Raw genomic sequence first — 17,791 nt, forward strand, 5'->3', positions numbered from 1 at the left:
CGTTGGTCGCGAGGGCACCGCGGTTCGGTGATCGATCACCTGCTGCAAACCGCGGCGCGCGGAGGCGGTATCAGGCGCGCTCGACGTGCAGCGCGCGCTCGCCATCGGGATGCGTCGAGCCTTTCGCCGGTCGGCCCGCCCACACGCCCGCGAGCAGCGAACCCGACAGGTTGTGCCAGACCGAGAACAGCGCGCCTGGCAGCGCGGCGATCGGCGTGAAGTAGAGCTTGCCGAGCGTCGCGGCGAGGCCGGGGTTCTGCATGCCGACTTCGATCGCGAGCGTCCGGCAGACGGCTTCGTCGAACCCGAGCAGACGGCCGCCCCAATAGCCGCCGAGCAGGCCGATGCCGTTGTGCAGCACGACGCCGACCATCACGAGGAAGCCCACCGACGCGATGCTCTTCTGCGTGCCGCCCACCACCGCGCCGATGATCAGCACGATCGCGACCATCGAGACGAGCGGCAGGATCGGTTCGATCTTGCGCACGAGCTTACCGAACAGATGATTGACGACGAGACCGACGACGATCGGCAGCGCGACGATCGCAGGATGCTCATCAGCATTCCGTGCACATCGACGGCGATCGACGCGTCGACGTAAAGGCGCGTGAGCAGCGGCGTCGCGAATACGCCGACGAGCGTCGACAGCGCGCTGATCGTCACCGACAACGCGACGTCGCCGCGCGCGAGATAAATCATCACATTCGACGCGGTGCCGCTCGCAACGCTGCCAACCAGCACCATGCCGGCGGTCAGGTCGGGCGGCATGCGCAGTGCCTTCGCGATGACCCATGCGGCGAGCGGCATCACGAGGTAGTGCAGCGCGATGCCGGCGATCACGGGCGCGGCGCGCGTGAACACGCGCAGGAAATCGCCGGCCGACAGCGTGACGCCCATCGCCAGCATGATGATCGTGAGGAGCGTGGTGACGTGCGGCGCGACGCCGGAAAACGAGGCCGGCGAGAAGTACGCGGCGACCGAGACGAGCACGGCCCAGAGCGGGAACAGGCGGGTGACGCGGGCAAGCATGGCGGGTGGTCCTTGGTTATGTTGTATCGCGAGAAAGCGGGGGCCGAGGCGCGGCCGGGTGTCGGCTGGCGTTGCGGCGTTCGTCGCGCCGAAGCGGGTGAAGCGGCTACGGCAAGCGCCGTGGCGAAAGCGCGGCAAACACGCGCGGCCAATCGAAGCCGCACGCGTCGCGGGCAATGGTGGGTGCTCCGGCCGCGCCAGTCCGGCTTTTGCCTTGGTGAGGCGCGCCGTCGTGCGGTTCCTGGCGCGTGAGCGCGGGTTAGCGCTTGCGTGCAGCGGCGGGCGTTTTACCTTTTACAGTGAGTGCTTCAGGAGTGAGACTTGCCGCTGCTTCCTCAAACCGAGTGCGCGGGCGGTGGGGCTGACGCCACCGCCGGCGGTTGCTGCCCGCTCAGCCTGTGAAAACGCAGTGTCATCAGCAGCGCGACGCTCGCGAGGCCTGCCGCCAGCCCCCACCACAAGCCGCGCGCGCCGAGGCCGGCATGAAACGCGAGCAGATAGCCGGTCGGAAAGCCGATCACCCAGTAGCCGAACGCGGCGGCGATCATCGGGATGCGGGTGTCTTTCAGGCCGCGCAGACAGCCGGAGCCTACCGCCTGCATTCCGTCGACGATCTGGAAGATCGCCGCCACGCCGAGCAGCGAACTGGCGAGCGCGATGGTCGGCGCGTTGGCGGGATCGTCGAGATGCAGATACAGGCCGACGATCCAATGCGGCGCGGTGATCAGCACGAGACCCGACATCGACATGAAGCCGACGCCGAGCGCGAGCGCGACGAAGCCCGCGTGGCGCGCGGCGAGCGGCTGACCGGCGCCGGCCCAGTAGCCGACCCGCACATTGGCCGCCTGGCCGATCGACAGCGGCACCATGAACGCGACCGACGCGACGTTCAGCGCGATCTGATGCGCGGCCAGTTGCGATTCGCCGAGCAGGCCGACCATCAGGCCGGTGGCAAGGAACAGCGTCGACTCGACGCCGTAGGTGATCGCGACCGGCCAACCGATGCCGAACAGCTCGCCCATCAGCGGCAGCTTCGGCCGCGTCGCGACGACAAAATGCCGGAAGCGCGGCCGCAGATGCAGCAGCGCCATCAGCACGAGCGCGGTCAGCCACACGGTGATCGTGGTCGCGGCCGCCGAGCCGAGAAAGCCGAGCCGCGGCAGCCCATACGCGCCGTGAATCAGCCCGTAGTTCAGAAAGCCGTTTACGCCGACGCTCACGATCGACACCCACAGCAGCCGCCGCGCCGCGCCGATCGCCGGCAGGAACGAGCGCATCAGGCCGACGCCGATCAGGCTCGCGGGTGCGCCCCAGCGCAGCACGGCGGCGTATTGGCCGACGTTGTGCGCGAGCAGGCCCGGCTCGCCGAACGCGAGCAGGATGTGCGACGCGAACGACAACAGAATGAACGCCGGCACCGCCAGCAGCACCGACAGCAAGAAACCGGTCCAGTAGATATGCGGCACGCGGCCGTCGTCCTGCGCGCCGCGCGCGTGCGCGACGCTGACGCTGACCGACGTCAGCACGCCCTGCAGCAGCGTGACGACCACGAAAAAGAGGTTCGCGCCGAGGCCGCCGGCGGCGAGCGCGTCGGGGCCCAGCGAGCCGAGCAGGATCGTGTCGGTCACGCTCATCGCCATCTGCGACAGTTGCGCGATCGCGAGCGGCGCGGCGAGCCGCGCGGTGTCGGCCGCGTGGCGGGATAGGGTCGGCGGCCGGCTGGCCGCGTGGGCGAAGCTGGGTTGAGTCATCGAATGCCTGGCGGAGAAAGTTGGCAACTGCGGCGGCAACCGCAGTGGCGACAGCGAGAGGCGGGCGCAAGCGGCGCCGCATTGCATCGCGCCGCGCTCCGACGGGCGATGGAGTGGCGGGGCGGCGGGGCAGCGGGCGGAGAAATTCCGCGGCGCGGCGGCGAGCCGGTCAGCCGACTCCTCGCCCGTGGCGCGGTCCGTCGTTTACCTGTCGAAACCGACAGCTTATTGCCTCGCCCGGGCGATGTCGATGGACAACGCACAGTTCCGGTGCGCGGCGTCCTGCGAATGTCCGGAGTGGCGTCAGCCTTCGTGGACCGCGATCCGCGTGTCACCGAGCAACACGACCTGGCCCGCGCGGATCTTGCAGGTCTTGCGGGTCTCGACCCGGCCATCGACCATCACGGCGCCGTCCGCGACCATCATCTTCGCGGAGCCGCCGCTATCCGCGAGGCCCGTGATCTTCAGCAGATTGTGGAGTTCGACGTACTCGCCGGTCAGCGTGAAATTGAGATTGGGCATGGCGTTTGCACCTTGGGCACGGGTCGCGTTGGGGGTTCGCATCATAAAGCAAGTGCACGGCGGCGCGTCGGCTCGGGGATTGCGCAAGCAAATGAAAGTAGATGTTATTCAGTCGTCGGAAAGTGAAACGTTCCGTAACGCTGGTCGCACCAGACGGATTTCACTCCTAAAGTGCACCTCAGCAGCAAAGCCCGCTGGTATTCCGGGATCGCTCCCCGGCCACCCATCCAGCGACGCATAGACCGGGCGGGGCGCGTGGGCCATTCCGTCATCACGACGCCAGAGAGTCCGCCTGTGTCACAACTAAGTCTAGAGAGGATAGCCATGACCCAGATTCGTACGCTCCTGATCGGTACCGCCCTCACCGTTTTTGCCGCGACGTCCGCCGTCGCGCAGACCGCGCAGCCGGCAACAGGCATCGGCGGTCAGGCGCAGATCCAGAGCCAAGGGGCCGCCGAGATGGCGCCGCCGTCCGCGGCCGGCGCTCAAGGCATGCAGGCCCCGCCGTCGGCGCAAGGCATGCAGCAAGTCCCGGGCGCGCCCGCCGCGCAAGGCGTCGCCGCGCCGCCGCCGGGCCGTCTGACGGCTTCGGGCTCGACCGACCCGTTCGTACAGAAGCGCGACGCCGACGCGAAGGCCAACGCCGAGTATCGCGCGGCGAAGAAGTCCTCGAAAGCGGAACTAAAGGCTGAGCAGAAGGCCGCGAAGGACCAGTACAAGGAGCAGGTGCGCGGCGCGAAGCTGAACCAGAAGGCGGACAAACAGAGCGCCAACAACGAAATGAAGATGGAGATGGAAGGGCAGGCTGCCGCGCAGACCGACGGCGTGGACGTCAAGCATTAAGCCCTGCTGGATGCCGCGGCGCGTGGGTCGGCGAGGCTCGCGCGCCGCGGGCGTCTGGCACTTTGCAAGCTGTGCCTCAGGGAGAATCCAGATGAACATCGACCGTTCCAGCCGAACCCGCATTTACGCCGCGCTGATCGCGGCTTGCCTGTCATCGGCCGTGCTCGCGCAGACCGCCGACCCGGCTTCGGCGCCCGCCACGCACGCGGACAAGAAGGCCGCGAAAGAGCAGGCGAAGGCCGACAAGAAAGCCGCGGTCGCCCAGGCGAAAGCGGACAAGACCAAAACCGACGCGCAGGCCGACGCCGACAAGGCCGCCGCCGAGGCCAACATGAAGGACGCGAAGAAGCAGTAGTAGCGCGCGGCGTAGACCACCAGGCAGGCGCCCCAAAAAAGGGGCGCTTGTCGCATTGGGTTGTATGGATATACAGTATGCGTCGCATCCTGAAAATCCATCCAATCCGCAAAAACCGCTCAGTGTCCACCGTCGCCGAATCCGCTCCGTCGTTCGATACCGCCGCCTGGCTCGCCAAGCTCAACGACGCTCAACGCGAAGCCGTCGAATACGGGACCGACACGCCAGACGCGCTGCCCGGCGCACTGCTCGTGATCGCGGGCGCGGGCTCCGGCAAGACCAACACGCTCGCGCATCGCGTCGCTAATCTGGTGGTGAAGGGCGCCGATCCGCAGCGCATCCTGCTGTTGACCTTCTCGCGGCGCGCGGCGCTCGAAATGACCCGCCGCGTGACACGCATCACCGGCGCCGCGGCTACCACCGTCGGTGCACGCGCCGCGCTCGCGCAAGGGCTGACGTGGGCGGGCACGTTTCACAGCGTCGGCGCGCGGCTGTTGCGCGAATACGCGGATCTGATCGGCCTCGCGCCCGCGTTCACGATCAACGACCGCGAAGACTCCGCGGACCTGATGAACCTCGTGCGCCACGAGCTCGGACTGTCCGCGAAAGAGCGGCGCTTTCCGGCGAAGGGCACCTGCTTCGCGATCTACTCGCGCGTCGTCAACACCGGTGCATCGCTCGGACAGGTATTGGACAGCGCGTTTCCGTGGTGTCGCGAGTGGGAGGACGATCTGCGCCGGCTATTCGCCGCGTACGTCGACGCCAAGCAGAAGCAGAGCGTGCTCGACTACGACGATCTGCTGCTCTACTGGTCGCACATGACCGCCGAGCCCAGCATCGCGGCCGATCTGTCGGCACGCTTCGACCATGTGCTGGTCGACGAATACCAGGACACCAACCGCCTGCAGGCGTCGATCCTGCTCGCGCTGAAGCCGGACGGCCGCGGCCTGACCGTGGTCGGCGACGACGCGCAGTCGATCTATTCGTTTCGCGGCGCGACCGTGCGCAATATCCTCGACTTCCCCACGCAGTTCGAGCCGCCCGCGAAGCAGGTCACGCTCGAGCGCAACTATCGCTCCACCGAGCCGATTCTCGCCGCGTCGAACGCGGTGATCGAACTTGCGAGCGAGCGCTACACGAAGAATCTGTGGACCGACAAGGCGTCGGCGCAGCGCCCGCGCCTCGTCACGGTCGCCGACGACGCCGCGCAAGCTCGCTACGTCGTCGAGCAGGTGCTCGAAGCGCGCGAGCAGGGCGTCAAGCTGAAGTCGCAGGCGGTGCTGTTCCGTGCCGCGCATCACAGCGCCGCGCTCGAGATCGAGCTCACGCGCCGCAACATCCCGTTCGTCAAATTCGGTGGGCTCAAATTTCTCGACTCGGTGCACGTGAAGGACGTGCTCGCGGTGCTGCGCTGGGCCGAGAATCCGCGCGACCGCGTCGCCGGCTTTCGCGTCGTGCAGTTGCTGCCGGGCGTCGGTCCGGCCACCGCGGCGAAGGTGCTCGACGACATCGTCGCGCGCGCGGATGGCGGCGATCCGGTCGTGACCGCGGGCGGTGTGCTCGCCGCGTTTGCGGCGCCCGCAAGGGCGCAGGAAGACTGGCATCCGTTCGTCAAGCTGATGTCGAGCGTGTATGGCCGGCAAGCGCCGTGGCCCGCCGAGTTCGAGATGGTGCGGCGCTGGTACGAGCCGCATCTGGAGCGCAATCACGAGGACGCCGCGATCCGTCACGCGGACCTGCTGCAGATGGAAAGCATTGCGGGTACCTATCCGTCGCGAGAGCGCTTCCTGACCGAGTTGACGCTCGATCCGCCCGACGCCACCAGCGACGAATCCGGCGTGCCGCTGATCGACGAGGATTACCTGATCTTGTCGACGATCCATTCGGCGAAGGGCCAGGAGTGGCGCAACGTGTTCGTGCTGAATGGCGTCGACGGCTGCATTCCTTCCGATCTGGGCACCGGCAGCGACGAGGAAATCGACGAGGAGCGGCGCCTGCTCTACGTGGCGATGACGCGCGCGAAGGAAGACCTGCATATCGTCGTGCCACAGCGCTTTTACGTGCACAACCAGACCCATCTGGGCGACCGCCATGTGTGGGCGTCGCGCACGCGCTTCATCGCCACGCCGATGCTGCCGCTGTTCGACGCCTACGCATGGCCGCGCGTGCCGGTGGCTAGCGCGCCGAGCGCGGCGGGGCTCGCCGCGGCCGCGCAGGCCAGGATCGAGATCGCGGCGAAGCTCAGGAAGATGTGGGACTGAGCGGCCGGCGCCGCTCGGGTCAGCGGAAGCTCAACGCGGCTGCCGCTGCTGTTGCTGCGCGACCGGAGGCGGCGGCACGAAGAAATTGCGCAGCCATGCCGCGAGCCGCGAGAACACGTCGTACGGCTCCTCGACGAAAATCTCCGGCTTCAAAAGCCGCAGATACTCCATGATCTGCTGCGCTTCCTGCTTCTGGAACGTGCCGTGCGAAATGCCGAGCCGCAACAGCCCACGCAGTTCGCCGAGCTTCTCGCGCGCGGTGCTGCCGACGCTCGTCTCGCACGCGATCTTCGCCTCGTAGACGCGCTGGCGCAGCGATTCGACCAGCCGCCATGCCGGCGTCTGCATCACTTCCTCGAGCGCCTGGATGTCCTGCACCGTGCTCTTGATCTGCGAGGCGAGCGGATCGACCAGCGTCGCGTCGCCTTCCGCTTCCTTGACGATCGCGGCGGCCCAGTCGCGGCATTGCTTGGTGAGCTCCTCGGGCGTCCATTCCGAGCGCGCCGCGAAACCGAAGCCGAACTCGCTCGCCTGGCGCATCAGGATCGACACGACGTCGGGAAACTCCTTGTCGAGCGTGCGTTTGGCCCACGCGTACTGGCCGCCTTGCAGCATTCGCTGCACCGCGTGCTCGGTGAGCGGCACCATGTTGTCGAGCAGCTTCGCGCGCAAGAAATCTTCGAACGACGGCGTCGCGAACTGCGGATCGAGCTTCAGCGAGACCCGCAAAAAGGCCTCGAAGTCTTTACGCAGCGACGCGACGGTCTCGTCCTTCAGTTTCAGGGTGATTTGACCCATGTGTTATCCCGTTTAATGCGGCCGCGCGCGGCGCGCCGTCGCACGATCGCCCGGTCACTCCCGGACCGAGGCGACGCGACGCCGGCTGCCGACGCGCTCGATTTCAAGCTGTTGCCGCGTAACCAACGGGACGACTCCCGATGAGCGGACCTCGACTGCATATCGGCGGGGTGGCGGGAAACTTGAGGGCGGCCCGGCGACGGTTGCGGGCTTTGGAGGGGTGCTTCGGGCGCTTGCGCGCCTCGCTGCCGCCCGGGAAAGAGGGGCGCGGTCCGCGATGCGTCGACGGACCGCTGACGATGTGATGAGCGTGGAGAAAGGGCGCGCTTACTTCAGCACCACGCACTGCCACACGAAGAACACGACGAGACCGACTGCGATCGTCAGCAGCGGCCTGCGCGTCACGGCACTGACGACGATCGCGGCGAGCGCGCCGACCAGCTGCGGATTGCGCCAGGTCAACTCGGCGTTGTTGCCGTGCGGCGACACGGCCATCGGGACGATGATCGCGGTCAGCACGGTGACCGGCACGAAGCTGAGCGCCGTGCGCATCAGCGGCGGGAACACGAGGCGCTCGCCGAGCACGAACACGGCCGCGCGGATCAACCACGTAATCGCGGCCATGCCGACGATCAGAACGACGTAGTTCATCGCGTGGCCTCCACCGGACGGCCCGCGCCACGCAGGTTCAGACGCGACATCGACAGCAGCACGCCGACCGCGACTCCCGCGAACACCGCGCCCAGCAGGCCGAGCTTATACGGCCACGCTTGCCAGAAAAACGCCAGCGTGCCGGCGGTGACGGCCGCCGCGATATAGCGCAGCGCGACCAGTTGCGGCACGACGATCGCGATGAACGTCGCGACCATCGCGAAGTCGAGGCCGAGCGACTGCAGGCCCGGGAAGGCCGCGCCGAACAGCAGGCCGGCGACGGTCCACAGTTGCCAGTTCAGATACATCGCGGCGCCGGCGCCGAAGAAGTAGTACGGACCGACGGTGCCCGGCTCGCGATGCCGGTAGTGCTCCCACGCGACCGCGAAGACTTCGTCGGTGAGCAGCGCGCCGAGCGCCCAGCGCCAGCGCTTCGGCAGATGCGCGACGTGCGGCGCGAGCGTGGCGCTATACAGCACGTGACGCAGATTGACGACGAGCGTGGTCGCCCAGACTACGGCGAAGCTCGCATGTCCGGCGATCAGCCCGAGCGCGATGAACTGTGCGGAACCCGCGAAGACGACGAGCGACATCAACTGGCCGTGCCACAGATGCAGCGGGCCGGACGTCACGAGTGTGCCGAAGATGACGCCGAACGGCGCGGCACCGACCATCATCGGGATGATGTCGCGCGCGCCGGCGGCACATTCTTTGAGATGGCTGCCGCGGGTGGGCTGGCCTTGGGTGGAATCGGTCAATCTGAGCCTCCTTGATTTCGGAAGCATAGCGACTGACGGGCATTCGGACTTGTACGTTCTTGCGGCGGGTTGCTGGCAGGGGCTACGGCGTAGCGGGGGATGGCTGATGAAGGGCTGGCGCAGACAGGCGAATTGCGGCGCGATGCTCACTGCGTGCGGCGCACGCGACGGCGGTGCGGCATCGCGCGTTACGAGCCGCGCTGCGTTCCTTGCCATTGGCCCGGCGGCACGCCGAACATGCGCCGGAAATGCCGCGTGAAATGGCTCTGATCGGTGAAGCCACTTGCGGCGGCGACCTCGGTCACCGGGACGCCGGCGCGCAACGGCGCGAGCGCGCGCTGCAGGCGCACCTGATTGCGCCACGCATGAGGCGGCAGGCCGGTTGATTGCGTGAATAGCCGCGCCGCGTGGAACGGCGACAGCCCCGCGGCCTTGGCGACCTCGGCGAGCGTCACCGGTTCGACGAGGTCACCGGTCAGCCGCTCCTGCATCAGTGCGACGCGGGTGTCGTCGGTCGCGACGCGCGCGGAGGCGGGGCGCGTCTGCGCATAGCGGACCAGCAAGGTTGACAGTGCGTCGAGCATCGCGGCTTCGGCGGCGAGCGCGTCGTCGCCGGCTTCGAGCAGACGGTGGGCGTGCGCCAGCCGCATCGCGAGATCGGGATCGCGGATCACGCCGGGCGCAAACCACGGCAACGCCTGCGGCTTGCCGGCAACCTCGTCGGCAAGCGCGCGGAGGAACTCGACCGGCGCATACATCACGCGATACCGCCAGCCCGCCTCGACCGCCTTCGACCCCGTATGCAACTCGCCCGGATTGATGATCGGCACGCTGCCCGCTTCGGCGACATGGTTCTCGCCGCGATACCGATAGCATTCCGCACCCGCGACGATCACCGGGATCGTGTAGGCGTCGTGCCAATGCGGCGCGAACTCGTGGTCATGGTATTCGGCGGTGAGCAGATCCGCGCCGGGCAGTAGCGGCGTGCGCCAGTAGCGGGCGGAATCGCGGAAACGAGAGGTGGCGGTCATGACGAAAGTCCAGCTGGACCGGTCAGTTTAACGCGTCGTGGGCGGGGACGGCGGCGGGCGCGCAGGCGCGCTGCGTCGCGCCGCGTGCCGCTCGCGCCGTCAATTGACGGTACTTGCGTTACTTGAGCGGAATCGTCGTGCCGGTGGGCATCGGCACGGCGCTCACGCTGTTTTTCGCGCTGCCGCTGACCACACGGTCGCTGTAGGTCAGATAGACCAGCGCGTTGCGCTTCGTGTCGACCACGCGCACCACGTGCAGCGACTTGAAGATCAGCGACATGCTGACCGAGAACACGTCGTCCTTCTGCTTGATGGGGCCGGTGAAATGCAGCTCCCCGACCTGGCGACACGCGATCGACGCCTCGGTCGGATCTTCGGCGATGCCGAGCGTGCCTTTGACGCCGCCGGTCCGCGCCCGCGACACGTAGCAGGTGACGCCTTGCACGACGGGATCGTCATAGGCTTCGACGACCACGCGGTCGGAGCCTGTAACGTGAAAATTCGTATTGACGCTGGCGATTTCTTCGCCGTGCGCCGAAGAAAGCAGCAGGGCGCCGATCGCCGTGAGCGCGATGTGTAGCGAGGTGGATTTCATGAGCGTGCCGGTTGAGTGTCTGGAGTGAGCCGGCGCGAGAGGGGTGAAACGCGCGCCGTGAAGCCGCCATCGTATAACGACGTGCCGCGCGCGTGAGGCGGGCGATCGGGGCGCAAAAACAAAAAGGCCCGCACGGATGCGGGCCTTTCAATTTTTTGGCTCCTCGACCTGGGCTCGAACCAGGGACCTACGGATTAACAGTCCGGCGCTCTACCGACTGAGCTATCGAGGAACAGCAGTACAACTTGATCTACATAAAAAAACCCGTCTTGGTTAACGGGCTTTTGAAATTCTTGGCTCCTCGACCTGGGCTCGAACCAGGGACCTACGGATTAACAGTCCGGCGCTCTACCGACTGAGCTATCGAGGAACAGAACAACAACAGCAGAGAAGCGAAATTGTAGAGGCGGCTTAAACGCCTGTCAATACCTCTGCGTTCATCTTCATATTAATTCTGAACGGGCAGGGCACGCGACAGGCGTGCCCTGCTCAGCGCGCGAGCAGCGCGAGCTTTTCCTTCACGTCCTTGAATTCCTCGGCTTCCGGCAGCGGTGCCTTGGTCTTCGTGATGCTGGGCCACGCTTTCGCCAGGTCGGCGTTTAGCGCGATGAAGTCCTGCTGGTCGCCCGGCACGTCTTCTTCGGCATAGATGGCGTTCACCGGGCACTCGGCTACGCACACGGCGCAGTCGATGCATTCATCGGGGTCGATCGCGAGGAAGTTGGGACCTTCGCGAAAGCAGTCCACCGGGCACACATCGACGCAGTCGGTATAGCGGCACTTGATGCAGCTTTCGGTCACAACGTGAGTCATTCAGGCAGCTCCTGCATGCGGAATCAGGGAAGGCGCGGACGCCAAAAGAGTTATTGTAACTTAACGTCAACAGGCAGATGAAACATCGGCCTGTGCGTCTTATATGTTTTTGTGATTAGTTTATGAGGTGCCGCAAATGGCCGCGGACAGCCGGCGCAGGCCGGTGGCACGATGGATGCCGACGCATTCGGGTAACATGCGTCAGGTTGGCGCGCCGCTCGCTTCAGCGCGTCCGTTGCAACGGGGCCGTGAGCCCGTTTCGTTTTTTCAGCGGTCCAGTTCGTACCATCATGATTATTACTTCGCTGCTCGATACCGATCTGTACAAGTTCACGATGATGCAGGTGGTGTTGCATCACTTCCCCGCCGCGAACGTGGAGTACCGCTTCCGCTGCCGCACGCCGAATGTCGATCTGGTGCCCTACATCGGCGAGATTCGCGACGAAGTGCGCAAGCTCTGCGAACTGCGCTTCACCGACGATGAGCTCGACTACCTGCGCCGCATGCGCTTCATCAAGGGCGACTTCATCGAATTCCTCGCGCTGTTCCATCTGAACGAGAAGTACATTTCGATCACTCCGTCGCCGAAGGGCAATGGCGAAATCGACATCGACATCAAGGGGCCGTGGCTGCATACGATCCTCTTCGAAATCCCGGTGCTCGCGATCGTCAACGAAGTCTATTTCCGCAACACGCAGCAAACGCCCGACTATCACGTAGGCCGCGGCCGTCTGCTCGACAAGATCCAACTGCTCGGCGCGCGTCCCGAATACGCCGACTGCAAGATCGCCGATTACGGCACGCGCCGCCGCTTCTCGAAGCAATGGCACGAGGAGGTGATCCTCACGCTGAAGGACGGCCTCGGCGAGCAGTTCGCCGGCACGAGCAACGTCTTCTACGCGATGAAGCACAGCCTGACGCCGCTCGGCACGATGGCGCACGAGTACCTGCAGGCTTGCCAGGCGCTCGGTCCGCGGCTGCGCGACTCGCAGATCTTCGGCTTCGAGATGTGGGCGAAGGAATATCGCGGCGACCTCGGGATTGCGCTCTCCGACGTGTACGGCATGCAGGCGTTCCTGCGCGACTTCGACATGTACTTCTGCAAGCTGTTCGACGGCGCTCGCCACGATTCCGGAGATCCGTTCGACTGGGGTGAGCGCCTGCTCAAGCACTACGAGGCGAATCGCTGCGACCCGCGCACCAAGGTCCTCGTGTTCTCCGACGCACTCGACATCCCGAAGGTGCTGCAGCTCTACGAGCGCTTCCGCGGCCGCTGCAAGCTCGCGTTCGGGGTGGGCACCAATCTGACCAACGACCTCGGCTACAGCCCGCTGCAGATCGTGATCAAGATGGTCCGCTGCAACGGTCAGCCGGTCGCGAAATTGTCCGATTCGCCGGGCAAGAACATGTGCGAGGACAAGGCGTATCTCGCGTATCTGCGCCAGGTGTTCGGCATCGCGCAGCCGGAAGAAGAGGCGGCCAAGTAGCGCGCTTCGCAGCCAGCTGTTCGGTTCATCGCCTGTTCATGATCTGCTCGCGTTCGGGGTGGTGTGGCGAACAGTGTCGCCGCACTCCCGACGCCCGGCAATATGCCGTTCGGCCAGGGTGTTTGCGTGGAAGGCCACCGGTATAATCCTCGCCATATCGCACGGCTGTCGACACGAGGATTTCGCCCATGGACACATCGATTGCCCGCCGCAACATCCTGGCGCGCATCCGCGCCGCGCAAGGGCGCGAGCCCGAGCCGAGCGCCGCCGAGCGCGAAGCGGCGGCGGATTATCTCGCGCGTCATCCGGCCGGGCCGCGTCCGGACATCCCCGCCGATCTGCGCGCGCAGTTCATTGAAGAAGCGCAGAAGATGGCGACCACCGTCGACACCGTTCAAACCCTCGCCGATGTGCCCGCCGCCGCGCATCGCTATCTGACCCAACAGGGCTTGCCGTTGCAGGCCATCGCATGGCAAACGCTGCGCGATTTGCCGTGGGCCGAAGCCGGCCTTACCGTCGAATTTCGCAAGCCCCAGGACAACGACGTGGTCGGTCTCACCGGCTGCTTCTGCGCGACCGCGGAGACCGGCACGCTCGTGTTGCTGTCCGGACCCGAGACGTATGCGTCGGCCGGGCTGCTGCCGGAGACGCATATTGCGATCGTGCCGGCGTCGCGCATCGTCGCGGGTCATGAGGAGGCGTTCGGTCTGATTCGCAAGGAGCGCGGTGAGCTGCCGCGCGCGGTCAATTTCGTATCGGGGCCGTCGCGCACCGGCGATATCGAGCAGACCATCGTGCTGGGCGCGCACGGCCCTTACCGCGTGCACGCGATCGTCGTGCAGGATGCTTGAACGCGTCGCGCGGCGGCTTGCTGTCGCATATGCGACACACGCGGTATCCGTCGTTCGTGCGTTGGCAAACCGTCGCGCGTCCTGTATCGGCATGAGTTCGCTGTCTGGTCGCGCGGGCCTGTGGCTCGCCGTTGCCTCCATGCTCGCTCTGTGTGCGCCGTCAGTGCAGGCCGCGACGCTCGACGGTGCGCGCTTGTCAGCGCTGTGGGGCTTGCCCTTCGCGGGTGTGCTGCTGTCGATCGCGATCTTTCCGCTGATCGCGCCAGCCTTCTGGCATCACCATTTTGGCAAGATCGCGGCGGCGTGGGCTCTCGCGTTCATTGCGCCATTTGCGCTCAGCTTCGGCGCGGGCGCCGCGCTAGGCGCGGTCGCGCATGCCATGCTCGACGAGTACATCCCGTTCATCATTCTGCTGACCGCGCTCTACACCGTCGCGGGCGGCATCTGCGTGCGCGGCAATCTGCACGGCACGCCGCGCCTGAACACCGCGATTCTCGCGCTCGGCACGTTGCTCGCGAGCGTGATGGGGACGACTGGCGCGGCAATGCTGCTGATCCGCCCGCTGCTGCGCGCCAACGACAATCGCCGCCATGTGACCCACGTGGTGGTGTTCTTTATCTTCCTCGTCGCGAACATTGGGGGCGCGCTGTCGCCGCTCGGCGATCCGCCGCTGTTCCTCGGCTTTCTCGAAGGCGTGAATTTTTTCTGGACCACCACGCATCTCGCGGCTCCGATGCTGTTCGTGAGCGGCATGCTGCTCGCCGCTTTCTATGCACTCGACTCGTACTACTTTCACCAGCGCGAGGAGGCGCGTTCCGCCTTCCTCGATCCGACGCCCGACGGCGCGCCGCTCGGCATCGACGGCAAGATCAATTTCGTGCTGCTCGCCGCGGCGATCGCACTCGTGCTGATGAGCGGACTGTGGCGCCCGCAAATCACATTCGACATATTGGGCACCCACGTCGCGTTGCAAAACATCGTGCGCGACGCCGCGCTGATCGTCGTCACGCTGCTGTCGCTCGCGTGGACGCCGCGCGCCGCCCGTGCCGGCAATGACTTCAACTGGGCGCCGATCGAGGAAGTCGCCAAACTGTTCGCCGGCATCTTCGTGACGATCGTGCCGGTCATCATGATCCTGCGCGCGGGAGAAGCCGGCGCGTTCGCGGGCATCGTCCATCTGGTCAACGATCCGTCGGGCGAGCCGCGCGACATCATGTACTTCTGGGCGACCGGCCTGCTATCTTCGTTTCTCGACAACGCGCCGACCTATCTCGTGTTCTTCAATCTGGCCGGCGGCGACGCGCAGACGTTGATGACCACCGGAGCAACCACGCTCGCGGCGATTTCGGCCGGTGCCGTGTTCATGGGTGCCAACACCTATATTGGCAACGCGCCGAACTTCATGGTGAAGGCGATGGCGCAATCGCGCGGCGTGCGCATGCCGAGCTTTTTCGCGTATATGGGCTGGTCCGGCGCGATGTTGCCGCCGTTGTTCGCGCTGACCGGCTGGCTCTTTTTTCGACGCTGACTCTGCAACGCCGAGGCACTCCCTCGACGTGCGATACGGAGACTTGCAATGCAGAAAATCCTCGTTGCCCGTTCGATCTTTCCCGATGTGATCGACCGGCTCAAACAATACTTCGACGTCGACTGGAACGAGGGCGACGTGTTGCCCGCCGACGAGCTGAAGCGCCGTCTCGCGGACAAGGACGGCGCGCTGACGGCCGGCGAGATGATCGATGCGGGCGTGCTCGCCGCGGCGCCGCGTTTGCGCGTCGTGTCGAACATGGCAGTCGGCTACAACAACTTCGACATGGCCGCGTTCAACGCGGCGAACGTGCTCGGCACCAACACGCCAGACGTGCTGAACGAATCGACCGCCGACTTCGGCTGGGCGTTGATGATGGCCGCCGCGCGCCGCATCGCCGAGTCGGAGCACTGGCTGCGCGCGGGGCATTGGCAGAAGTGGAGCTACGACGGCTTTCTCGGCAGCGACCTGTACGGCTCGACGCTGGGCGTGATCGGCATGGGCCGCATCGGCCAGGCGCTCGCGCGGCGCGCGCAGGGCTTCAACATGCGAGTCATTTATCACAACCGCTCGCGCGTCGCGCCGCAAATCGAGGCCGAGCTGAACGCGGAATACGTGTCGAAAGAGGATCTGCTGCGGCGCGCCGACCACGTCGTGCTGGTGCTGCCGTACACCAAAAACAACCACCACACGATCGGCGCGGCCGAACTCGCGCTGATGAAACCGAGCGCGACGCTGACGAACATCGCGCGCGGCGGCATCGTCGACGATGCGGCATTGGCCGACGCGCTGCGTGACAGGCGCATCGCGGCGGCCGGTCTCGACGTGTTCGAGGGCGAACCGAATCTGAATCCGGCGCTGCTCAGCGTGCCGAACGTCGTGCTGACGCCGCACATCGCGAGCGCGACCGAAGCCACGCGCCGCGCGATGGCGAATCTCGCCGCGGACAATCTGATCGCCGGGCTCGGCGTAGGACCGCGCGCCGGTCAGCCGCCGAATCCGATCAACCCCGACGTGATCGGCAAGGCGCGTTCATGACGATGATTCTGGTGGCGGCCGTCGCGGTGCTGGCGGTCGCCCTCGTGATCGCATTGGCCTTGCTGATGCGCGGTCATGACCGCACGGAGCAGCACGAGCAGTTCGAGATGCTCAACGAACGCGTCGATGCCGTCGTCGATGCTCAGGTGCATACCGCCGAGCGGCTCGAGCGGCAACTGCGCAACGACATCGCCGAGACCGCCCGTGTATCGCGCACCGAGCAAAGCGGCGGCTTCGCGCAGTTTCAGCAAACCCTCGCCGCGCAGTTCGGCAGCATGACGACGGTGCAGGGCGGCAAGATCGACGGCTTTGCGCAGCAACTGGACGCCGTGCGTCACAGCCTGCAGGCGCAGGCGCAGCAGGCGCGCGACGAGCAGGGCCGCTCGCTCAAGCAGTTCGGCGACACGCTGAGCCTGCAGCTCGGGCAACTGACCGAGGCGAACGACCGGCGCTTCGCCGAAGTGCGCGCGACGATCGAGCAGCGTCTGAGGGACATCGAGGCGAACAACGCGACGCGGCTCGAGGAGATGCGCCGCACCGTCGACGAAAAACTGCACGCGACGCTCGAACAGCGGCTCGGCGAATCGTTCAAGCTCGTGTCCGACCGGCTCGAACAGGTGCATCGCGGGCTCGGCGAAATGCAGACGCTGGCGGCGGGCGTCGGCGATCTGAAGCGCGTGCTGACCAACGTGAAGACACGCGGCACGTGGGGCGAAGTGCAGCTCGAAGCCTTGCTCGAACAACTGCTGACCGCCGATCAATACGCGAAGAACGTCGCGACGGTGCCGAAGAGCGCCGATCGCGTGGAGTTCGCGATTCGGCTGCCGGGGCGCCCGGAACCGGGCGGCGCGAATACGCCGGTATGGCTGCCGATCGACGCCAAATTCCCGCGCGAGGACTACGAGCGGCTGATCGAGGCGCAGGAGCGCGCCGATCCGATTGCGGTCGAGGAAGCATCGCGCGCGCTTGAAGTGCGGATTCGCGCGGAGGCGCGCACCATCGCGGAGAAGTACGTGGCGCCGCCGCATACGACCGACTTCGCGCTGCTGTTTTTGCCGACCGAAGGCCTGTACGCGGAAGTGCTGCGCCGGCCGGGGCTCACGGATCTGCTGCAGCGCGACTATCGCGTGACGATTGCGGGGCCGACCACGCTGACCGCGTTGCTCAATAGTCTGCAGATGGGTTTCCGCACGCTCGCGATCGAAAAACGTTCGAGCGAGGTGTGGCAGGTGCTCGGCGCGGTGAAAACGGAGTTCGGCAAATTCGGCGACGTGCTCGCGAAGACCAAGGCGCAGCTCGAAACCGTCACACGTTCGATCGAGGCCGCCGAAACGCGCACGCGCATGATGAACCGCAAGCTGCGCGACGTCGAAGCGTTGCCGGGCGAGGAGGCGAGTGGGCTGCTCGGCGATGCGCTGTCGGGTGTGGAACCCGATGAGCAATGAGGGGCGAGGCGCTGGAATTCAGGCTCTTTCAGCAA

At 66.1% G+C, this 17,791-nt stretch carries 16 protein-coding genes, 2 tRNA genes and 1 pseudogene; 8 read left to right on the plus strand and 11 right to left on the minus strand.

Features of this window, described 5'->3' with window-relative positions; genetic code table 11:
- Window positions 1–70 precede the first annotated feature (70 nt).
- The 3 genes and pseudogenes from AB3X96_RS16565 to AB3X96_RS16575 all read right to left on the minus strand — a co-directional run bounded on the left by AB3X96_RS16565 (window position 71) and on the right by AB3X96_RS16575 (window position 3,302).
- Window positions 71–1,029, minus strand: a pseudogene (locus tag AB3X96_RS16565) (bile acid:sodium symporter family protein).
- 335 nt (window positions 1,030–1,364) lie between these two features.
- Complete coding sequence (locus AB3X96_RS16570; RefSeq protein ID WP_368590540.1) at window positions 1,365–2,780, minus strand: MATE family efflux transporter; 1,416 nt, start codon at window positions 2,778–2,780, stop codon at window positions 1,365–1,367.
- A 303-nt stretch (window positions 2,781–3,083) separates the two neighbouring features.
- A complete protein-coding gene (locus AB3X96_RS16575) occupies window positions 3,084–3,302 on the minus strand; it encodes an RNA-binding S4 domain-containing protein (RefSeq protein WP_013090085.1) in 219 nt (72 codons plus the stop codon).
- A gap of 324 nt (window positions 3,303–3,626) precedes the next feature.
- On the opposite strand from AB3X96_RS16575, the gene AB3X96_RS16580 reads away from it, so the two are divergent.
- The 3 genes from AB3X96_RS16580 (at window position 3,627) to AB3X96_RS16590 (ending at window position 6,761) form a co-directional block, all read left to right on the plus strand.
- Window positions 3,627–4,145, plus strand: coding sequence for a hypothetical protein (locus AB3X96_RS16580; protein ID WP_368590541.1), 519 nt, complete (start codon window positions 3,627–3,629; stop codon window positions 4,143–4,145).
- A gap of 91 nt (window positions 4,146–4,236) precedes the next feature.
- A complete protein-coding gene (locus AB3X96_RS16585) occupies window positions 4,237–4,500 on the plus strand; it encodes a hypothetical protein (protein ID WP_368590542.1) in 264 nt (87 codons plus the stop codon).
- Window positions 4,501–4,622: 122 nt separating this feature from the next.
- Window positions 4,623–6,761: an ATP-dependent helicase gene (locus AB3X96_RS16590; protein ID WP_368590626.1), complete on the plus strand. Its 2,139-nt coding sequence runs from the start codon at window positions 4,623–4,625 to the stop codon at window positions 6,759–6,761.
- Between the two features lie 30 nt (window positions 6,762–6,791).
- Here the strand turns inward: AB3X96_RS16590 and AB3X96_RS16595 are convergent, their stop codons facing one another.
- The 8 genes from AB3X96_RS16595 to fdxA all read right to left on the minus strand — a co-directional run bounded on the left by AB3X96_RS16595 (window position 6,792) and on the right by fdxA (window position 11,407).
- Window positions 6,792–7,559, minus strand: a complete 768-nt coding sequence (locus AB3X96_RS16595; protein ID WP_176105434.1) for a DUF4088 family protein — start codon at window positions 7,557–7,559, stop codon at window positions 6,792–6,794.
- Window positions 7,560–7,886: 327 nt separating this feature from the next.
- Window positions 7,887–8,210 (minus strand): AzlD domain-containing protein, encoded by a 324-nt coding sequence (locus AB3X96_RS16600; RefSeq protein ID WP_176105435.1) that lies wholly within the window; start codon window positions 8,208–8,210, stop codon window positions 7,887–7,889.
- Window positions 8,207–8,968, minus strand: coding sequence for an AzlC family ABC transporter permease (locus tag AB3X96_RS16605; protein ID WP_368590543.1), 762 nt, complete (start codon window positions 8,966–8,968; stop codon window positions 8,207–8,209). The genes AB3X96_RS16600 and AB3X96_RS16605 overlap by 4 nt, the downstream gene beginning before the upstream one ends.
- Before the next feature lie 188 nt (window positions 8,969–9,156).
- Window positions 9,157–9,999: an AraC family transcriptional regulator gene (locus AB3X96_RS16610; RefSeq protein WP_368590544.1), complete on the minus strand. Its 843-nt coding sequence runs from the start codon at window positions 9,997–9,999 to the stop codon at window positions 9,157–9,159.
- Window positions 10,000–10,117: 118 nt separating this feature from the next.
- Window positions 10,118–10,594 carry a CreA family protein gene (locus tag AB3X96_RS16615; RefSeq protein ID WP_176105438.1) on the minus strand — a complete coding sequence of 159 codons (477 nt, stop codon included), beginning with the start codon at window positions 10,592–10,594 and terminating at the stop codon, window positions 10,118–10,120.
- A gap of 156 nt (window positions 10,595–10,750) precedes the next feature.
- Window positions 10,751–10,826: transfer RNA gene (locus AB3X96_RS16620), tRNA-Asn, on the minus strand.
- 62 nt (window positions 10,827–10,888) lie between these two features.
- Window positions 10,889–10,964: transfer RNA gene (locus AB3X96_RS16625), tRNA-Asn, on the minus strand.
- Between the two features lie 119 nt (window positions 10,965–11,083).
- Window positions 11,084–11,407, minus strand: coding sequence for a ferredoxin FdxA (gene fdxA / locus AB3X96_RS16630; RefSeq protein WP_090801209.1), 324 nt, complete (start codon window positions 11,405–11,407; stop codon window positions 11,084–11,086).
- Window positions 11,408–11,697: 290 nt separating this feature from the next.
- Here fdxA and pncB point away from each other — a divergent pair, with 290 nt between their 5' ends.
- The 5 genes from pncB (at window position 11,698) to AB3X96_RS16655 (ending at window position 17,756) form a co-directional block, all read left to right on the plus strand.
- On the plus strand, window positions 11,698–12,894 hold the full coding sequence (gene pncB / locus AB3X96_RS16635; protein ID WP_368590545.1) for a nicotinate phosphoribosyltransferase: 1,197 nt from the start codon (window positions 11,698–11,700) through the stop codon (window positions 12,892–12,894).
- A 188-nt stretch (window positions 12,895–13,082) separates the two neighbouring features.
- Complete coding sequence (locus tag AB3X96_RS16640; RefSeq protein WP_368590546.1) at window positions 13,083–13,745, plus strand: lactate utilization protein C; 663 nt, start codon at window positions 13,083–13,085, stop codon at window positions 13,743–13,745.
- A gap of 139 nt (window positions 13,746–13,884) precedes the next feature.
- A complete protein-coding gene (locus AB3X96_RS16645) occupies window positions 13,885–15,273 on the plus strand; it encodes a sodium:proton antiporter (protein ID WP_368590627.1) in 1,389 nt (462 codons plus the stop codon).
- Between the two features lie 48 nt (window positions 15,274–15,321).
- Complete coding sequence (locus tag AB3X96_RS16650; protein WP_368590547.1) at window positions 15,322–16,311, plus strand: 2-hydroxyacid dehydrogenase; 990 nt, start codon at window positions 15,322–15,324, stop codon at window positions 16,309–16,311.
- On the plus strand, window positions 16,308–17,756 hold the full coding sequence (locus AB3X96_RS16655) for a DNA recombination protein RmuC (protein ID WP_368590548.1): 1,449 nt from the start codon (window positions 16,308–16,310) through the stop codon (window positions 17,754–17,756). Before AB3X96_RS16650 ends, AB3X96_RS16655 begins: the two co-directional genes overlap by 4 nt.
- Window positions 17,757–17,791 lie beyond the last annotated feature (35 nt).

Source organism: Paraburkholderia sp. BR13439 (assembly GCF_040948805.1).
GTDB classification, from domain to species: domain Bacteria; phylum Pseudomonadota; class Gammaproteobacteria; order Burkholderiales; family Burkholderiaceae; genus Paraburkholderia; species Paraburkholderia youngii.

What these genes read in the sequence shown, in the direction of transcription:
- AB3X96_RS16570 (WP_368590540.1), bottom strand. Translation starts at nt 2,780, where the DNA reads ATGACTCAACCCAGCTTCGCCCACGCGGCCAGCCGGCCGCCGACCCTA.
- AB3X96_RS16575 (WP_013090085.1), bottom strand. Translation starts at nt 3,302, where the DNA reads ATGCCCAATCTCAATTTCACGCTGACCGGCGAGTACGTCGAACTCCAC.
- pncB (WP_368590545.1), top strand. Translation starts at nt 11,698, where the DNA reads ATGATTATTACTTCGCTGCTCGATACCGATCTGTACAAGTTCACGATG.
- AB3X96_RS16650 (WP_368590547.1), top strand. Translation starts at nt 15,322, where the DNA reads ATGCAGAAAATCCTCGTTGCCCGTTCGATCTTTCCCGATGTGATCGAC.
- AB3X96_RS16595 (WP_176105434.1), bottom strand. Translation starts at nt 7,559, where the DNA reads ATGGGTCAAATCACCCTGAAACTGAAGGACGAGACCGTCGCGTCGCTG.
- AB3X96_RS16655 (WP_368590548.1), top strand. Translation starts at nt 16,308, where the DNA reads ATGACGATGATTCTGGTGGCGGCCGTCGCGGTGCTGGCGGTCGCCCTC.
- fdxA (WP_090801209.1), bottom strand. Translation starts at nt 11,407, where the DNA reads ATGACTCACGTTGTGACCGAAAGCTGCATCAAGTGCCGCTATACCGAC.
- AB3X96_RS16580 (WP_368590541.1), top strand. Translation starts at nt 3,627, where the DNA reads ATGACCCAGATTCGTACGCTCCTGATCGGTACCGCCCTCACCGTTTTT.
- AB3X96_RS16610 (WP_368590544.1), bottom strand. Translation starts at nt 9,999, where the DNA reads ATGACCGCCACCTCTCGTTTCCGCGATTCCGCCCGCTACTGGCGCACG.
- AB3X96_RS16615 (WP_176105438.1), bottom strand. Translation starts at nt 10,594, where the DNA reads ATGAAATCCACCTCGCTACACATCGCGCTCACGGCGATCGGCGCCCTG.
- AB3X96_RS16585 (WP_368590542.1), top strand. Translation starts at nt 4,237, where the DNA reads ATGAACATCGACCGTTCCAGCCGAACCCGCATTTACGCCGCGCTGATC.
- AB3X96_RS16600 (WP_176105435.1), bottom strand. Translation starts at nt 8,210, where the DNA reads ATGAACTACGTCGTTCTGATCGTCGGCATGGCCGCGATTACGTGGTTG.
- AB3X96_RS16640 (WP_368590546.1), top strand. Translation starts at nt 13,083, where the DNA reads ATGGACACATCGATTGCCCGCCGCAACATCCTGGCGCGCATCCGCGCC.
- AB3X96_RS16645 (WP_368590627.1), top strand. Translation starts at nt 13,885, where the DNA reads ATGCTCGCTCTGTGTGCGCCGTCAGTGCAGGCCGCGACGCTCGACGGT.